12 protein-coding genes are annotated in these 16008 nt (G+C 70.5%); 4 read left to right on the top strand and 8 right to left on the bottom strand.

The annotated features are described in order from the left end of the window. Nucleotides 1-17 precede the first annotated feature (17 nt). The gene (gene treZ, locus TsocGM_RS17360) at nt 18-1931 is read right to left on the bottom strand and encodes a malto-oligosyltrehalose trehalohydrolase (protein ID WP_126726727.1); all 1914 of its coding nucleotides are present in this window, start codon (nt 1929-1931) and stop codon (nt 18-20) included. A 219-nt stretch (nt 1932-2150) separates the two neighbouring features. Here treZ and hslV point away from each other — a divergent pair, with 219 nt between their 5' ends. Together hslV and hslU are read left to right on the top strand one after the other, a co-directional pair. Next, on the top strand, nt 2151-2684 hold the full coding sequence (gene hslV / locus TsocGM_RS27170) for an ATP-dependent protease subunit HslV (protein ID WP_233578989.1): 534 nt from the start codon (nt 2151-2153) through the stop codon (nt 2682-2684). Next, nucleotides 2681-4054: an ATP-dependent protease ATPase subunit HslU gene (gene hslU / locus TsocGM_RS17355; protein ID WP_233578988.1), complete on the top strand. Its 1374-nt coding sequence runs from the start codon at nt 2681-2683 to the stop codon at nt 4052-4054. Before hslV ends, hslU begins: the two co-directional genes overlap by 4 nt. A gap of 135 nt (nt 4055-4189) precedes the next feature. Here the strand turns inward: hslU and TsocGM_RS17350 are convergent, their stop codons facing one another. The 6 genes from TsocGM_RS17350 to TsocGM_RS17315 form a co-directional block, all read right to left on the bottom strand. Continuing rightward, nucleotides 4190-5500, bottom strand: a complete 1311-nt coding sequence (locus tag TsocGM_RS17350) for a BaiN/RdsA family NAD(P)/FAD-dependent oxidoreductase (RefSeq protein WP_126726725.1) — start codon at nt 5498-5500, stop codon at nt 4190-4192. 64 nt (nt 5501-5564) lie between these two features. Further along, nucleotides 5565-6338 carry a carboxypeptidase regulatory-like domain-containing protein gene (locus TsocGM_RS17345; protein ID WP_126726724.1) on the bottom strand — a complete coding sequence of 258 codons (774 nt, stop codon included), beginning with the start codon at nt 6336-6338 and terminating at the stop codon, nt 5565-5567. A gap of 49 nt (nt 6339-6387) precedes the next feature. Then, nucleotides 6388-7479 (bottom strand): WD40 repeat domain-containing protein, encoded by a 1092-nt coding sequence (locus tag TsocGM_RS26140; RefSeq protein WP_158633610.1) that lies wholly within the window; start codon nt 7477-7479, stop codon nt 6388-6390. Then, nucleotides 7476-8765, bottom strand: a complete 1290-nt coding sequence (locus TsocGM_RS17325; protein WP_126726722.1) for a DUF1501 domain-containing protein — start codon at nt 8763-8765, stop codon at nt 7476-7478. Before TsocGM_RS17325 ends, TsocGM_RS26140 begins: the two co-directional genes overlap by 4 nt. Before the next feature lie 42 nt (nt 8766-8807). Further along, complete coding sequence (locus TsocGM_RS17320) at nt 8808-10538, bottom strand: DUF1549 domain-containing protein (protein WP_199756813.1); 1731 nt, start codon at nt 10536-10538, stop codon at nt 8808-8810. Between the two features lie 369 nt (nt 10539-10907). Next, a complete protein-coding gene (locus TsocGM_RS17315) occupies nt 10908-12200 on the bottom strand; it encodes an Nramp family divalent metal transporter (protein ID WP_199756812.1) in 1293 nt (430 codons plus the stop codon). Nucleotides 12201-12709: 509 nt separating this feature from the next. On the opposite strand from TsocGM_RS17315, the gene TsocGM_RS17310 reads away from it, so the two are divergent. Further along, nucleotides 12710-13717 (top strand): D-2-hydroxyacid dehydrogenase, encoded by a 1008-nt coding sequence (locus tag TsocGM_RS17310; RefSeq protein ID WP_126726721.1) that lies wholly within the window; start codon nt 12710-12712, stop codon nt 13715-13717. 97 nt (nt 13718-13814) lie between these two features. After that, the gene (locus tag TsocGM_RS17305; RefSeq protein ID WP_126726720.1) at nt 13815-14735 is read left to right on the top strand and encodes an alpha/beta hydrolase; all 921 of its coding nucleotides are present in this window, start codon (nt 13815-13817) and stop codon (nt 14733-14735) included. Between the two features lie 33 nt (nt 14736-14768). On the opposite strand, the gene TsocGM_RS17300 is transcribed toward TsocGM_RS17305, so the two are convergent. Next, nucleotides 14769-15938: an aldose 1-epimerase family protein gene (locus TsocGM_RS17300; RefSeq protein WP_126726719.1), complete on the bottom strand. Its 1170-nt coding sequence runs from the start codon at nt 15936-15938 to the stop codon at nt 14769-14771. Nucleotides 15939-16008: the final 70 nt, after the last annotated feature.

The raw sequence follows: 16008 nt of genomic DNA, 5'->3' as shown, positions 1-16008 counted from the left end.
CGAGCCGGGTCGAGGTGCTAGGCCTTGGGAAACGGCCAGGCACGCAGGAGCACGGCCGAGGGCCCCTCGAAGCGGATCGTCGGGGCGTCGCCGACGAGGGAGACGGTGGGGGGCCGGCCGTCGGGGGCGAAGGGGAGGTCGTCGGTGGTCAGGACGAGCTGGCATCGGGAGGGGTCGAGCCCCTCCAGCTCCGATCGGCCGGCGAGGGAAACCTCCGCCGGCCCGCCGAGGTGCAGCAGCAGCAGCAGCGAAGGGCCGCATTCCGGATCCCTGCGAAGCAGCAGCGCCTCGGACCCCAGCGCGGCGGCCCTTGAGGAACCGATCCGGCAGTCGCGCAGGGAGGGCTCGGAGCGCCGGAGGGTGAGCAGCGTTTGGAAGAGGCGGAGGATGGAGGCGTGGGGCTCGCGATCGGGCTCGGACCAGTCGAGCCGGCTGGCGAGGAAGGTCGCCTCGGCCTGGGGATCGGGGATGCGAGTGCGGGAGGAGGGGTCGGCGAAGGCGGCGAAGTGGCGGAACTCCTGCCGGCGGCCTTCGGTCACGGCCCGGCCGAGGTCGGGTTCGTGGTCGGTGAAGAACTGGAAGGGGGTGCGGGTGGCCCACTCCTGCCCCTGGAACAGCATGGGAGTCTCGGGGGCGCAGAGGAGCAAGGCGGTGGCGGCCCGGTAGGAGGCCAGGTCGCAGTCATGGTGGAGGCGGTCGCCCATCGCCCGGTTTCCGATCTGGTCGTGGTTCTGGGTGCAGACGACCATCCGCCTCGGGGGGACGCCGATCGGCTCGGAGCCGCGCGGCTCGTCCCGGTTGGCGGAGCGCTGGCCGGTGTAGAGCCACCCCGTGTTCAGGCAGGCGGCGAGCTCGGCCATCGAGCCGGTGAAGTCCTGGTAGTAGCCCTCGTTCTCGCCGGTCAGGGCGACTCGGACGATGTGGTGGAAGTCGTCGGCCCAGACGGCATCCAGGCCCCAGCCCCCCTGCCCTTCCGGCCGGATCATCTGGGCGAGGTTGCGGTGGTCCTCGGCGATGACGAGGACTTCGCGATCGGCGACCGATTCGCGGACCCGGGCGGCGAGGTCGGCGAGGAACGGCCGGTCGCTGTCGTCGATGATCGCGTGGGTCGCGTCGAGGCGGAGGCCGTCGAACCGGTACTCGTGGATCCAGTGCAGCGCGTTCTCGATGAAGAACTGGCGGACCAGGGTGTTGTGCGGGCCGTCGAAGTTCAGGCTCTTGCCCCAGGGGTTGGTGTGCGTCTCGGAGAAGACGAAGGGGCTGAAGACGGGCAGGTAGCAGCCGCTCGGACCGAGGTGGTTGTAGACCACGTCGAGCAGCACCGCGAGGCCGAGGCGGTGGGCCTCATCCACGAGCTGGCGAAGGTCGTCGGGGCGGCCGTAGCGTCGGGAGGGGGCGAACAGGGCGGCGCCGTCGTATCCCCAGTTGCGGTCGCCGGGAAAATCGGCCACCGGCATCAGCTCGACGGCCGAGACGCCGAGGTCTCGGAGGTAGGGCAGTCGAGCCCGGACGCCGGCGAAGGTCCCCTCGGGGCTGAAGGTGCCGACGTGCAGTTCGTAGACGGTCAGCGCGTCGAGCGTCAGGCCGGTCCAGCCGCGGTCGCTCCAGCGGAAGTCGGCCGGGTCAACCACCTGGGAGGGGCCATGCACCCCCTCGGGCTGGAATCGGGAGGCGGGGTCGGGGAAGTCGCCGCTGCCGATCCGGTATTTGTAGCGGGTGCCGGGGCCGATGCCGCGGACCAGGGCGCCGAACGTGCCGTCGGGGAAGCGCTCCAGCGGCTCGACCCGGGGCGGATCCCCCTGAATGACGACCGACGCCCCGGGCTCCGTCGGCGCCCAGACCCGGAAGCGCACGCCTCCTGGCTCGGGCCAGGCTCCGAAGGACGGGCGCCAGTGCGAGGGGCCGAGGGCCGATCGTCGGTCGAGGGACATGGCGTCGCTTTCGAGTCGGGCCGAGCGGGGTTCCCACCCGGAAAGGCTACCGGCCGAGGCCCCGGGTTCGCAATCCGGATCGGGTTCCGCGTCCATTGGGATGGGGAGCCTCCGCGGTCGCCTCCCTTGGCGATCGGCCGGCCGGGGGCCTACGATGCCAGTGCAGGCCGCGTCGCCCGAGCCGAGGGCGCTGACCGGAGGCCGGAGGAGCCCAATCCGATGAGATGGCACGCCACGACGATCCTCTCGGTGCGCCGGGAGGGGAGCGTCGCCTTGGGCGGGGACGGTCAGGTGACGCTGGGCAACCAGATCATGAAGGCCGACGCCGCGAAGGTCCGCCGCCTGGCCGAAGGGCGCGTGCTCGCCGGCTTCGCCGGCAGCGCCGCCGACGGCTTTGCCCTGCTCGAGCGGTTCGAGGCGAAGCTGAAAGACCACCCGAACAACGTCCCCAGGGCCGCCATCGAGCTGGCCAAGCAATGGCGTACCGACCGGGCGCTGCGGCGATTAGAGGCGATGCTCATTGTCGCCGACGATCGGCACAGCCTGCTCCTGAGCGGCTCCGGCGACGTGATCCAGCCAACCGACGGCATCCTCGCGGTCGGCTCCGGAGGGGCCTACGCCCTGGCCGCCGCCCGGGCGCTGCTCTCCCACACCGACCTGCCCCCGGGTCGGGTCGTCCGGGAGGCGCTGACGATCGCCGCGGGGATCGACATCTATACGAACGAGAGCCTCATCGTCGAGGAATTGCCGTGAGCGACGAACTCACCCCCCGCCAGATCGTGGCCGAGCTGGACCGAGACATCGTCGGGCAGCACGACGCCAAGCGGGCCGTCGCCCTGGCGTTGCGCAATCGGTGGCGGCGTCGGCGGCTCGGCGAGCAGATGCGGAGCCAGGTCACGCCGAAGAACATCCTGCTGATCGGCCCGACCGGAGTGGGCAAGACGGAGATCGCCCGAAGGCTGGCGCAGCTCGTCGGCGCCCCGTTCGTCAAGGTGGAGGCCACGAAGTTCACCGAGGTGGGTTACTACGGCCGGGACGTGGAGAGCATGGTCCGAGACCTCGTCGAGGCGGCCATCCTGCTGGTCAAGGCCCGGGAGCGCAGCCGGGTGGAGGTCGAGGCGAGGGCCCGGGCCGAGGATCGGCTGGTCGACCTGCTGCTGCCCGATCCAGCGGCCTCCTCGCGGGGGACGTGGGCCTCGACCCCGGAAGGCGAGCTGGACGATGTCGCCGAGCGGCGTAAGCGGACCCGGGAGAAGCTGAAGGATCGCCTCGAACGCGGGGAGCTGGAGAACTCCGAGGTCAACATCACCGTCCCCGGCCGGGCGATGGCGCCGGTGTCGATCCTCGGCGGCGCCGGCAACATCGAGCAAATGGAGATGGACCTTCAGGGCATGCTCGAAAAGCTCATGCCCCGGCCGAGCCAGACTCGGCGGATGCCCGTCCGAGAGGCTAGGCCGATCCTGGTCGAGCAGGAGGCCGAGGCGATGCTCGACCCGGAGAAGATCAACCGGGAGGCCGTGACGCTGGCGGAGGAGTCCGGGATCATCTTCCTGGACGAGGTGGACAAGATCGCCGGCGAGGAGGGGGCCTCCCGGGGGCCGGACGTGTCTCGACAGGGGGTGCAGCGCGACCTGTTGCCGATCGTCGAGGGGACGACGGTGACGACCAAGTACGGGCCCGTTCGCACCGACTTCGTCCTCTTCGTGGCCGCCGGGGCGTTCCACCGCTCCAAGCCTTCGGATCTGATGCCGGAGCTTCAGGGGAGGTTCCCGATCCGGGTCGAGCTGAACGACCTGACCCGGGACGACTTCGCCCGGATCCTGAGGGAGCCGAGGGCCTCGCTCGTCCGCCAGTACCAGGAGCTGCTCGCGACCGAGGGCCTGACCCTCGAGTTCACCGAGGCGGCGATCGACACGATGGCGGAGATCGCCTTCTCGGTGAACCGGACCACGCAGAACATCGGCGCTCGTCGCCTGCACACGATCCTGGAGCGAGTCGTCGAGCCGATCAGCTTCGACGCCCCCGAGCGGTGCGGCGACCGCGTCCTGATCGACGCCGACGACGTGAGGAGGGTCCTCGCCCCGCTCTCGGCCGACGAGGACCTGAGCCGATACATTCTCTGATCCGCTGATCCTAGGGTTCCTCGACGACCGACCGGCAGGACGGGACGCTCGGGGCCTGGAAGACCCGCGCCGGGGGCCGATCGGAGCCGGCTTCGCCCCGCCCCCGCTGGTTCCGGAGACCTCGCTCGGCGTCGGTCAGACCACCTCGCCGCAGCGCCAGCCGGTGCTCCAGGCGGCCTGGAAGTTGTAGCCGCCGATGCGGCCGTCGAGGTCGAGCACCTCGCCGATGAAGTGCAACCCGGGGCACAACCGGCTCTGGAGGGTATCGGGGTCGACCTCGTCGAGCGAGACGCCGCCGCTGGTGACTTCCGCCTTGGCGAAGCCGAGCGTGCCGGCGATCGGCAGGCGGAGGGCCTTGATCGAGGAGACGAGCCGTCGGCGCTCGTCTCGGCCCAGTTCCGGGCCGATCCGGTCTTCCGGGACGCCGGAGGCCCGCATCAACGCCAGGGCGAGCCGCTTCGGGAGGTCCTGGGAGAGCAGGCCGGCGACCGACCGGCGCCCGGTCCGGGAATCGGCCTGGAGCCGGGCGTCGAGGGCCTCGGCTCGATCGCCGGGAAGGACGTCGAGCCCGATCGAGAGCGTCCCCGGGTCGTCACGGCGGGCGACGACCCCGCTCACGTCGAGCACTGCCGGTCCGGTCAGGCCGAAGTGAGCGAAAAGAACGGCCTCTCGGCGCTCGGCGAGCGCCGGCCCCGAGGGCGGCAGGATCCGGGCGATCGCGTCGGAGATGGTGATCCCCTTCAGCTCCCGGACCCATTCGGCCTCGACCCGAATGGGCACCAGCGCCGGCCTCGGGTCGACGATGGTGTGGCCGAAGGACCGGGCGATCTCGTAACCGTCCCCGGTCGTGCCGCTGCCGGGGTACGACCGGCCTCCCACGGCGACGACGACCCGCCGGGCTCGGATCGAGCCGTTCGGCAATCGGACGAGGAACCCCTCGCCGTCCGGATCGGTTGTCACGCCGCCGCAGGGGGATTCTGTGCGAAGCTCGGCGCCGCTGCGGACGAGTCGGCGCAGGAGGGCGTCGAGCACGTCGACCGCTCGGTCGGAGACGGGGAAGACCTTGCCGTTCCCCTCGATCTTCGTCGCCACCCCCTCGGCCTCGAAGAGGGCCACGGTCCGCTCGACGCTCAGGGAACGGAGGGAGGAGGCGAGGAATCTCCCCTTGTCGCCGAAGGCGAGCATGATGCCTCGGGCTCCCCTTGCCTCCTTGGGGTCGAAGGCGGGGTCGATCGGCCCGGAAACCACGGACAGGTCCTTCAGCCCCCGGGCATTGGTGATGTTGCACCGGGTGCCGCCCGACATGAGGATCTTCACGCCCGGCCGGCGGTTCTTCTCAACGAGCAGAACGCGGCGCCCCCGCTCCGCCGCCCGGGAGGCGGCGAAGAGCCCGGCCGCGCCGGCGCCAAGCACGGCGACGTCATAGATCGACTCGGCAACACTCACGGCGAGGCCCCCGGTCCGGTGTCCTTCCCGGCCATTCTACCGGGCCTCGGCCCGATCGGCCGGCTCAACCGGACGGATCTCGGGAGGTCGCCGGGTTGAGGTCGTCACCGTCGAACGCGATTCGGAGCCGGGTCGGGCCGCCGGGCTCGACGACGACCGGCCGGCGATCGGTCATGCCGCCCTCGACATGCCGGACGTGCAGGGTGTAGCGCCCGGGGGGAACGTCGGGGATGAGGAACGAGCCGTCCTCGCCGGTGATGGCGAAGTACGGGTGGTCGAAGACGAAGACCCAGGCCGACATGGCCGCGTGAACCGGACAGCCGACGGCCACCGGCTGCCGGGAAGCCCGGAAGCGGTGGGTGTAGCTCCCGCCGGGAGGGGTCGTCACGTTGAAGCGATTGCGGGCGTCCCGAGACGAGGCCGTGACCCCGTGGTTGGCGACGTCGTTGTTGAGGAAGGCGACCGGCCGGCCGGCCTCGACCGCCAGGACGTGCGGGATGAACTCGAAGTTCACCTGATCCACCTCGATCGGCTCCTCCGCTCCCTCCCGATCGTCGTCCTCTCGGGAGGGGACGCCTTCCAGCCAGGCGACGGCGTCCTTGAGGCCGAGCGTCTGGGGGTCGACCTCGATGGGATCGCGCCGGGAGGCCGCCTCGAAGTTGGGGATCGGGTCGAGCAAGGGGCCGGAGTAGGAGACGATCCCCCGCACCTCGCCGAGGAGGTTGGCCTCCTCTCCGGGGAGGTCGTCCGGAGAGGAGCCCAAGGCGGCGGTCAGGGCGAAGGCCAGAAGGATCGGGGTCGCCCATCCCGGTCGACCTCGAAGGCGGAGCATGGCCATGAGGAACCCTCCAGGGCTGATCGGGCCGATGGGGCCTGGCGGCGGTTCCTCACTCCGGCTGGGGGCGCATCAGGGTGATGCGGAGCTTGCCGTCGTGGTGGGCCGTGGCCAGGTGGAGGCCGTCGGGGTGGAGGTCGAGCCCCCGGGCGGTATTGGGCAGGGAGAAGCGGTGGAATTCCTCGGTTTCGCCAGGGTGATAGAAGAGCAGATGCCCGCCTCCCGAACCACCGGAAGCGACCGCGAGGAAGCCGTCGGGGTGGAAGCGGACTCCCCAGGCGACTCCCTTCAGGTCCCCCTTGCCCTTAAGCAAGGCCGGTTCGGTTCGCTTCTCCCAGTCGAAGAGCAGAACCGCGGTGTCGTTGACGGCGCCGAGCGGGTTGCTGCCGTTGACCAGGCCGCCGCAGGCGAGGCGATCGCCGTCGGGGGAGAAGGCGAGGTCTCGAACGCCGCCGTAATCAACCTGCTGGCCGGCGTTGTAGGAATAGAGGGCCGAGGCGTCGAAGCGTCGACGCTGCTCGCCGCAGGAGGCGTCCCAGTCGATGATCCTTCCCTGTAGGTCGGCCGAGATCAGCGATCGGCCGTTGGGGTGGAAGGCGACGGCGTAGATCGGCTTGTCGTGGCCCTCGGAGAGGCAGTGGACGAGGGAGCCGTCGGCCATCGACCAGAGCTTGACCGTCCGATCGTTGCCGGCCGAGGCGGCCAGCGAGCCGTCGGGGCTGATGGCGACGGAGCGGGCCCAGCCCTCGTGCGCCTGGATGGTTCGGCAGGGGGAGGGCTCGTTGGCCGAGGCGCACCACCAGATCAGGCGGCCGTCGCCGCCGACGCTCAGCAGCGTGGCGCCGTCGGGGGAGCACGCCAGGTCGAAGACCCAGCTCTCGTGGCCGGCGAACGGGACGGCCGAGGGAGATTCGGCCTCGAGATCCCAGCGTCGGACCGTGAGGTCCTCCGAGCCGGCGAAGACGAACCGGCCGGTGGGGTCGAAGGCGCAGCAGATCAGCGGGCGGTCGTGGGGCAGCTCCCGGGAGACGTGCGCCTGAGCGGGATCGGCCCCGCACCCGGCCGAGGGGTCCGGGGCCGGCTCGGGGGCGGGGGCGGGAGCGGGAGCGGGAGCGGGCGGGTCGTCCGATCGAGGACGTCTCATGCGAGCAGGTCCTCGATCGGGTAGAAGGCGGGGTCGGCGATCTGGAACGCTCGTCCGTTGACGGAGAACTCGTCGATCACCGGGTCGATGCCGATGGCGCGGAGGTAGGTGTGGAAGAGGGCCTCGCCGTGGGCCTCGCCGTCGACGACCTCGGTACCGTTCTCGTTGGTCGCGCCCACGACCGACCCGCGCTTGATCCCGGCGCCGGCCAGGGCGACGGACCAGGCCTTGCTCCAGTGATCTCGGCCGTAGTACTGGTTGATGTTCGGGGTGCGGCCGAACTCGGAGTTGACGATGACGAGGGTGCGATCGAGCATGCCTCGCTCGGCCAGGTCGGCGATCAGGGCGGAGAAGGAGACGTCGAACTCGCCGACCTGCTCCAGGTGGAAGTCGAAGTTCTCGTTGTGGGTGTCGTAGTTCGAGTGCGTCACCTTTACGAAGGTGGCGCCGGCCTCGAGCAGGCGACGGGCGAGCAGGCAGTGGCGGCCGAGGTCGTGGGAACCGTAGCGGTCCTGGTCGCGGGTGGGCTCCTTGGTGACGTCGAAGACGTCGCGGCGTTCCATGAGCTGGAGGGCCTGGTCGTAGGTGGCGGTGTAGGCCTCGGTCTCGGCGGTGCGGCGTCGGGTGTCGAAGCGGCGGTCGAGCCGCATGCGAAGCTGGTGGCGGGCGAGGTCCTCGGCCTCTCCGATCGAGCCGGGGCGGTCGGCGTTGACCGGGGGGTTGCCGTTGCCGAGGGTCAGCGCGCCGTACTTCGGGCCGAGGAAGGCGGCGTCCTTGCCGCTGAAGCCGCCGCCGCCGGGAGTGATGTGGATGTAGCCGGGCAGCGGGTCGCGCTCCGGGGCGAGGAACCGGGCGGCCAGCGAGCCGAGATGCGGGTGCTCCACCCCCGGCGCCTGGCGGCGGCCGGTGTGCATCAGGTAATGCCCCTTCCCGTGGTCATCCTCCGAGGTGTTCAGGCCTCGGAAGAGGGAGAGGTGGTGCATCTGCTGGGCGGTCTTCGGCAGCAGCTCGGAGATGCGCACACCCGGCACCGAGGTTTCGATCGCCCGGAAGGGGCCGCCGGTGGCGGTGCCGGGTTTGGGGTCCCAGGTTTCGAGCTGGCTGGAGCCCCCGGCGAGGTAAATCATGAGGATCTGATAGCCGCCGCGCTGCAGGTCGGCCGCCAGCGCCCCCATCGGCCGGCCCGCGAACCCGGCCGCGGCCCCGAACCCGGCGGCCAGGCCGCCGAGGAACGATCGTCGCGAGAGGACATGCTCGATCGATCGGCAGGAATACGAGCACCGCATGGGGGGCTCCTTTCGGTCCAGATCGGCGCCGAAGTCTTCGGGTCAGTGGTCGAAGCGGAACTCGGAGCAGGTGACGAGGGCCCAGGCCAGCTCCCGGACGGCGGCGGCCCGCTGATCGGCCCCCCGGGATTCAAGGTACGAGACGACCTCGGCGCGCTCCTCCTCGGAGGGGCGTCGGCTGAGCACGGCGAGGTAGAGCGGCTCGGCCACCGCGGCCGGGTCCTCGATCGCGGCGAGGCGGGCGGTCAGGTTGGTGCCCGAGGGGTTGAGCCACGACTGCACGAGCGGCCCGTTGCTGAGGAAGAGGGCCTGGTGGACGCTCGACTCGACCGAGGAGTCGGGCTGGCCCTCCGAGGCCCCGAAGATCTGGACGAAGCCGCGGACATTCCCGGCGAGGCGGTCGTGGACCATTTGCTCGATCCGCCAGGGGCGGTTGGCGATGCGATCGCGGTCCTCCCGGCACAGGTCGCAGAGGTCCGCCTCCAGGGCGTCGAGGTCCGCCTCGGCCTGCTGCCGATGAGCGTCGACGACGCCGAGGGCCTGCATCAGGCTCCAGGCAAGCTGCTCCGGCGAGAGCGGCTCGAGCCCGGCGACGGCGAACCGAGAGGGCTCGACGAGGTCCTCGCTGGCGCCGGGGGGCGGCTCGCTGGAGCGCCGGTAGGCTCGGGTCCGGGCCAGCTCGCGCAGGAAGGCCTTGATGTCGTAATCCATCGCTCGGATCGAGTTGGCCAGCAGGTCGAGCAACTCGGGGTGCGAGGGCGGGTTGTCGGCGTGATCGAGGTCGAGGGGGTGGACCAGGCCTCGCTTCATCATCAGGGCCCAGAGCCGGTTGGCGATCGTCCGGGAGAAGGCGTCGACGTCGTCGGACGCCAGGCTCGGGGCGAGCTGGTCGAATCGGCTGTACTTGGGGATCGAGCGCACGTCCTTCGCCGGGGCGACCTCGTAGCGCTCGGCCTCGTTCTCCGGCAGCTCGGGATCGGCGATCGGCTCGAGGTCGAGGATGCGGGGGGCGGTGGTGTGGGTGACGCTCTTGCGGAAGACGGACTGGAAGGTCGTCTCCCCCTCGGCCTTCTCGGCGAGCATGGCCCGGCTGGTCTTCGGGTCGGTGAAGAGGCTGGTGCGGTCGAGGAAGGCGCGGAGGCCGTAGTAGTGGGCTTGCTTGTAGTCTTCGATCAGCGGGTGGTCATGGCACTGGGCGCACTGGAGGTCGCGACCGAGGAACAGTCGGCCGATGTCCCGGGTCAGGAGATCGGGATCGGCTCCCCGTTCCAGGATGAACTTCGCCGGGGCGCGCTGCTCGGGGGGCTCGGAGCCGTCCGCCTCGAGAATCCGACGGACGAACTCGTCGTAGGGGACGTTCTCCGCGAAGCATCGGAGGAGGAACGCTTCCCAGTCGGCCCGGGGGACGTGCTGGTCTCCCCGGCGTTCCAAGAGCGTCGCGTCGAAGACGTACTGCATCCGACGGGCGTAGGAGGGAAGCTCCAGCAGCCGATCGACCAGCCGGTCCCGCTTGTAGGGGGAGGGATCGTCGAGGAAGGCTCGGGCTTCCTCGGGAGAGGGAATGGTGCCGGCGAGGTCCAGATAGGCCCGGCGGAGGAATTCGCCGTCGGTGGCGGGAGCGGCGGGAGGGGCGTCGAGCTTGGCCTCGATGAGCCGGTCGATCCGCTCGTGCAGGGAGAGCTCCGCCTCGGCGGCCGGCGCCGACCGGAGTCCGGAGGCGAGCAACATCAGGACGATCGGCGCGGCCAGGGCGCCGGGCACCATCGGGCGCATGGGGTGCCTCCGTTGCGATTCCGAACAACCCCCGCTCCGTCCTCCCGGCGACGGATCGGGAGCGAACTGGGATCGGCTTCCGACCCCGCATTCCGGTTAAACAATAATCGCACAAGTCCCGGGATGCAACCAGGTCGCCGGGGCGAAGGCGAATTCGCAACGAGGGGAGCAGGGCTCGATCCCTCGGGGGGCGGGGGAGGGACGAGGTGATCGGTCCGGCTTGGGTGAGTTCGCTCCCGTCGCCGACGCGGCCCGTCCCAGCTCGGCTCGGCTCGGGCATCCGGGGGCTCGAGCCGGGCCGGCCATGCTGGCCGGGCTTCTTGAGGATCGGGGGACTGCGAACGATCGAAGGGGATTCTCACGGCGGGCTCATTCCGAGGGGAAGAACCGACGATGGAGGTCGAGCGCTCCCACCACGAGGAAGACCACCAGCGTGAGCACCAGCAGGGCGTTCGGTAGCCAGCCGTTGCGGAACCGGTGGCCGACCCAGGAGCGGTTGTTGTTCAGGATCAGGAGCGTCAGGGCCAGCAGCGGCATGAAGAAGGCGCCGAGGATCGCGTGGGCGAGCTGAACCGACCGCACCGACCAGCCCACCAGGATCAGCGGCACGAGCCCGATCCCCACGAGGTAGGCCCGATAGGCCGGGGTCCGGGCCAGGTCGACTCGGCTGGGGTCGGCGGCGTCGGGGTCGAGGCGGGCCCGGCTCAATTGCAGGAAGTCGGCAAAGAGGTAGGGGGCACTCTGCCAGACCCCCAGGAGGCTGGAGAAGACCGCTCCCCAGAAGCCGAACAGGAAGAGCCAGCGGAGGGCGGGGCCGGTGGCCTCACCGATCTGGTCGGCCAGGACGAGGGCGACCTCGGCTCCCTCCCGGCTGATCGTCACCCGAGAGCTGATGACCAGCATCGCGATGCCGAAGAGGGCCGTGCCGAGGTAGGCGATCCCCAGGTCCAGCCGGCAGAGCCTTGCCCCGGACTCCCCCGACCGGCCCGTTTCCCGGATCCAGTAGCCGTAGGACAAGAGGGTCATCGTCCCTCCCACGCCGCCGAGGAGCCCGATCGCGTAGGGGAGGTCGGTCCGTCGGAGGGTCGGACGGACCAGAGCGCCGGCCACCGCCTCCCAGTCGGGCCGCAGGAGGACGGCCGCCAGCAGGACGCAGGCGAACATCGAGGCGACCAGCGCCGCCATCAGCCGCTCGAAGAGGCGGAAGCCGCCGATCCAGACGAGCAGCAGGCCGCCGATTGCATGGACCACGGTCCAGATCGCCTGGGAGGTGGCCCGGTCTCCGATCGGCAGGAGCCCGTCGCCGGCCACACCGCACGCCTTGCCCAGCGAGGCTCCCGTGACCAGGGACCAGAGCAGCAGATAGCCCAGGAATACCCAGCGGATCCAGCCGCCAAGGCGGTTCACCCAGCCTTCGAGCAGGGTCGTCCCCGTCGCCATCTGCCATCGGGCGAGTCCCTCGGTGAGCGTCCATTTCAGGGTCGCCCCGATGAGCACGGCCCAGATCAGGGCCAGGCCGACTCTTGACCCCGCGTAGCCGGCCGTCAGCAGGTCGCCGGCGCCGACCCCCGTGGCGGCGACCAGCAGGCCGGGGGCGATGGCGTCGAACCAGGAGGCCGGGCGGTCTTCCGATCCCGTTCCCGTCGTCGCTTGGTCGTTCATCACTCGATCGACTCCGCCTCTGGGAACGGCCCCCCACGCTCTCCGACGTGGGGCGGCGTCCTCGATCCCCGCGTCCTCCGTCTCGGCCTCCTCCGCCCCGGCCCTTGTGGCCGAGCAAGGGGACTGTGGCGGGATTCTCCTGCCGAAGCGTCCCCATCATCCCCGAATCCGGTGGCAGGGCCATCCCCGAGCGCAAGAAGGAGCCCGGGAACCTCGGCCGTCCCGGTTCGTCCCGGCACTCCCTCGGGAGATGGCGGGGGAGGTCCCCGTTGGTCCGAGGAGGGATCGGCTCCATCATCGTCGGGGAGTCCTGGGGAGGGGAGCCGATGGCGAGACGGTCGGGGGGCGGTTGGCCTCACTGGCTCGACGGGGAGTTGAATCGGCGAGGGCCTCGTGGTCGGAGGGCCGGGAGTCGGTTAGGCTGAAGCGGACGTGCCCGGCCCTCCCCGGCGGGCGGGGCCGAGACGCCCGCTCCCCGAATCGGCCGCCCCACCGGATCGACCACCGCCATGAAGATCGTGATTCACCCCGCCGTCGAGCCCGACCGCCTGGCCGCGCTGGCGGAAGCGGCCCCCGAAGCCGAGTTCGTCAACGCCCGAGACGAGGCCGAGGCGATCTCGGCCATGCCCGGGGCCGACGCGGTGCTCGGCAAGCTCACACCGGAGATGCTCGACCGGGCCGATCGGCTGCGATGGGTTCAGACCTTCACGGCCAGCCTGGAGCATTACATCTTCCCGGCGCTGGTCGAACATCCCTGCACGTTGACGAACATGCGGGGGCTCTTCGGCGATGTGATCGCCGACCAGGTGATGGGCTACGTCCTTTGCTTCTCCCGGAACCTGCACACCTACATCCGCCAGCAGCAGGAACGGCGATACGAGCCGGTCGGGGGAGAGGAGGCCCGGGTGAGCTTCGCCTCTGGGCCGGGAACGGTCAACGCGATGGACCGGGCCACGATCTTCCTGCCGGGAGCCACGATGGGGGTCGTCGGCTTCGGAGCCATCGGCCGGGAGATCGCCCGCCGGGCGATGGCCTTCGGCATCACCGTCAGCGCGGTCGACCGATTCCCCGAGCGTTGCCCCTCGGTGGAGGGCGTGACGGAGGTCTGGCCGATCGAGAAGTTGCCGAGCCTCCTGGCGCAGAGCGACTTCGTGGTCATCGCCGCCCCGCACACTCCCGAGACGGCCGGCCTCTTCAACGCGGAGACGATCGGCCGGATGCGCCGATCGAGCTACCTGATCAACATCGGACGGGGGGCGATCGTGGTGCTCGACGACCTTGTCGCCGCGCTGCGATCGGGCACGATCGCCGGAGCGGCCCTCGACGTGTTCGAGATCGAGCCGCTCCCCGCCGACCACCCCCTTTGGGGCTTCCCCAACGTGATCATCACCCCGCACACCGCCGGCTACTCCCCCGCGGTCGCCCCCCGGCACCTGGCGGTGCTGACGGCCAACCTCCGGCGCTTCGTGAAGGGGGAGCCGCTGGCCAACGTCGTCGAGAAGTCCCTCTGGTTCTAACCCGGGCCCGCCTTGGCCGAAGGGGAGGCAACGCCCGGTTCCCTGCTCGAGGAGGCTCGAGGGGCCTCCCCTTCCCTCTGAATCGAGAATTCCACCAATGATGATGCGAGCTTCGATCGGACGCCGGATCGTCTGGCTCTGCCTGGGTGCCGCTCTCGTCCTGCCCGGCTCGGGTCGGGCGCAGGGGCCGTCTCCGAAGGTGGAGGCGATCGAGGATTTGACGTATGCCACCATCGACGGCCGCGAATTGAAGCTGGACCTTGCCCGGCCGGCCGGGGAAGGCGGTCCCTACCCGGCGATCGTCGCCATCCACGGCGGCGCCTGGCGGGCGGGGGACAAGGCGGATCTGAGGGGACTGCTGGCGGAGCTGGCGGGCCTGGGGTACGTCGCCATCTCTCCCCAGTACCGCTTCTGCCCCGAGACGACCTTCCCGGCTCAAGTCCACGACGTGAAGGCCGCCCTTCGCTGGCTGAAGGGGAACGCGGAGCGGTTCGGCGTCGACCCCGATCGGGTCGGGGCGGTCGGCTTCTCGGCCGGCGGGCACCTGGCTCTGATGCTGGGCGTTACCGACGAGGACGACGGCCTGGAAGGCCCGGTCGAGGACGGGCAGCCCGGAACGAGGATCCAGGCGGTCGTGAACTTCTTCGGGCCGACCGACCTGGCGGCGGACGACCTCCCCGAGATCTCGAAGCCGCTGGTCCGGGATTTCATCGGCGGCACGGCCGAGGAGAAGCCCGAAGAGACGAAGGCCGCCTCGCCGCTGACCTTCGTCTCCGAGGACGACCCGCCGATTCTCACCTTTCAGGGCACGGCCGACCCGCTTGTGCCTCCGAGCCAGGCGATCAAACTCGCCGAGGCGATGGCCGAGGCAGGAGTCGACGGCCGGCTCGAGCTGATCATCGGCGCCGGCCACGGCTGGCGGGATCCGGAACTCTCCCGCACCAAGCGCATGATGGTCGAGTTCTTCGACCTCCACCTCAAGGGAGAGGGGGAGCCGCCGTCGTATCTGCGGCCTTGACCGGCCCCGGGATCGGGGCCGGCGGAATCGAACTCAGGTCGCGGGGCTGAACGGTTCCCTCGGAGCCTCGGAGACCTCCGGGGCGGCGCGGTCCTGGAGCGCCTTGACCTCGGCCTCCACGGCGGCGACCGCCTCGGGAGTATCGAGCACCTCCAGCGTCATCTCGACCAAGTGCCGGCCCCCGGGGGCGAGTTCGACGAACCTGCCGTGCCGCTGCTCGAAGGGGCGGGGGTTCGGGTAGTTCGTCGCCGGCTCCAGGCCGGTGACGTACCCTTCATTCGGGCCCATCGTGTTCTTCCAGAGGGTGAAGCAGGGAAGCTGCGACGTGTGGATCCGGAGCACGACCGCCTTGGTCCCCGAGGCCGATCGGAGCATCGCCGGGGTGCTCCCATCCGGCCCGTCGCCGATGAGCTGCAGGAGATAGACCTGCTCGGCGAAGCCCGGCTCGGGGGGGCCGAAGGTGTCATACTGGCCGATTCCCTCGGCGGCGCGTCGGGTCTGCGGGACGACGGTCCTTGCGGCGGCGACGAACCGGGCGCCGTTCTCCAGGAAGGGCGGGCCAAAGTTCCAGTGGTAGAGGGCGGCGAGGCGGGCGGGGCGGTCGCCGAGGTTGACGAACTCGTCCCGGACAACCAGGCGGTTCGACCCGGGGACGGTGCTGTACCGCGAGGTCATTCGCAGCCGGGGACCGAAGAGGCGGGCCTCGTCGACCTGGCCCTCGACGATCAGCTCGAAGGGAGGCGTCTCGGAGACCTGGACCGTCACCAGGTGGGCCGGAATGTTCTGGATGCGGCCGTGCAGCCCGTGGGAGAACGGTCCGTCTTGCACGGGAGGGCCGTTGTGTTCCAGGCCGCAGCGGGCGAGCAGCTCGTCGAAGCCGTCGAGCCAGCCGAAGCCGCCAAGCCCGGCGAGGTTGACGAGCCCGGGGTGGATCGGGCCATCGACGACCGGGGACGACCATCCGAGGCGGTCTCCGCGGTACTGGCCCCGCCAGAGGCCCATGCCCCGAGTCGGCACAATGTCGATCGAGAGCCGGCCATTGTGCAGCCGGATCAGGTCGACCCCGTCGCGACGGCCTCCCCGGAGCGTTCGCTTGGTGATCGACCAGTCCTGATCGGTCGGCAGGCCGAGGTTGGCCGGCGAGAGGGCGAGGCTGTCGGTCCAGAGGTCGTGGGCCAGGTCGGTCAGGGTGAGGATCGGCATGGGAACCTCGGTGTGCGTCGCTTCGGCGATCGGTCGGGAGATCGGCCAATCCGTCGGAGGGTGGTCCGGT

This window comes from Tautonia sociabilis (assembly GCF_003977685.1).
GTDB lineage: Bacteria > Planctomycetota > Planctomycetia > Isosphaerales > Isosphaeraceae > Tautonia > Tautonia sociabilis.
Note: the sequence above shows the minus strand (reverse complement) of the source record. Positions and strands in the feature narration are given on the sequence as shown.

Coding starts and splice junctions, on each gene's coding strand:
- TsocGM_RS17320 (WP_199756813.1), bottom strand. CDS start 10,538: ATGCGCCCGATGGTGCCCGGCGCCCTGGCCGCGCCGATCGTCCTGATG.
- TsocGM_RS26140 (WP_158633610.1), bottom strand. CDS start 7,479: ATGAGACGTCCTCGATCGGACGACCCGCCCGCTCCCGCTCCCGCTCCC.
- TsocGM_RS17325 (WP_126726722.1), bottom strand. CDS start 8,765: ATGCGGTGCTCGTATTCCTGCCGATCGATCGAGCATGTCCTCTCGCGA.
- TsocGM_RS17315 (WP_199756812.1), bottom strand. CDS start 12,200: ATGAACGACCAAGCGACGACGGGAACGGGATCGGAAGACCGCCCGGCC.
- treZ (WP_126726727.1), bottom strand. CDS start 1,931: ATGTCCCTCGACCGACGATCGGCCCTCGGCCCCTCGCACTGGCGCCCG.
- hslV (WP_233578989.1), top strand. CDS start 2,151: ATGAGATGGCACGCCACGACGATCCTCTCGGTGCGCCGGGAGGGGAGC.
- TsocGM_RS17305 (WP_126726720.1), top strand. CDS start 13,815: ATGATGATGCGAGCTTCGATCGGACGCCGGATCGTCTGGCTCTGCCTG.
- TsocGM_RS17300 (WP_126726719.1), bottom strand. CDS start 15,938: ATGCCGATCCTCACCCTGACCGACCTGGCCCACGACCTCTGGACCGAC.
- TsocGM_RS17345 (WP_126726724.1), bottom strand. CDS start 6,338: ATGGCCATGCTCCGCCTTCGAGGTCGACCGGGATGGGCGACCCCGATC.
- TsocGM_RS17310 (WP_126726721.1), top strand. CDS start 12,710: ATGAAGATCGTGATTCACCCCGCCGTCGAGCCCGACCGCCTGGCCGCG.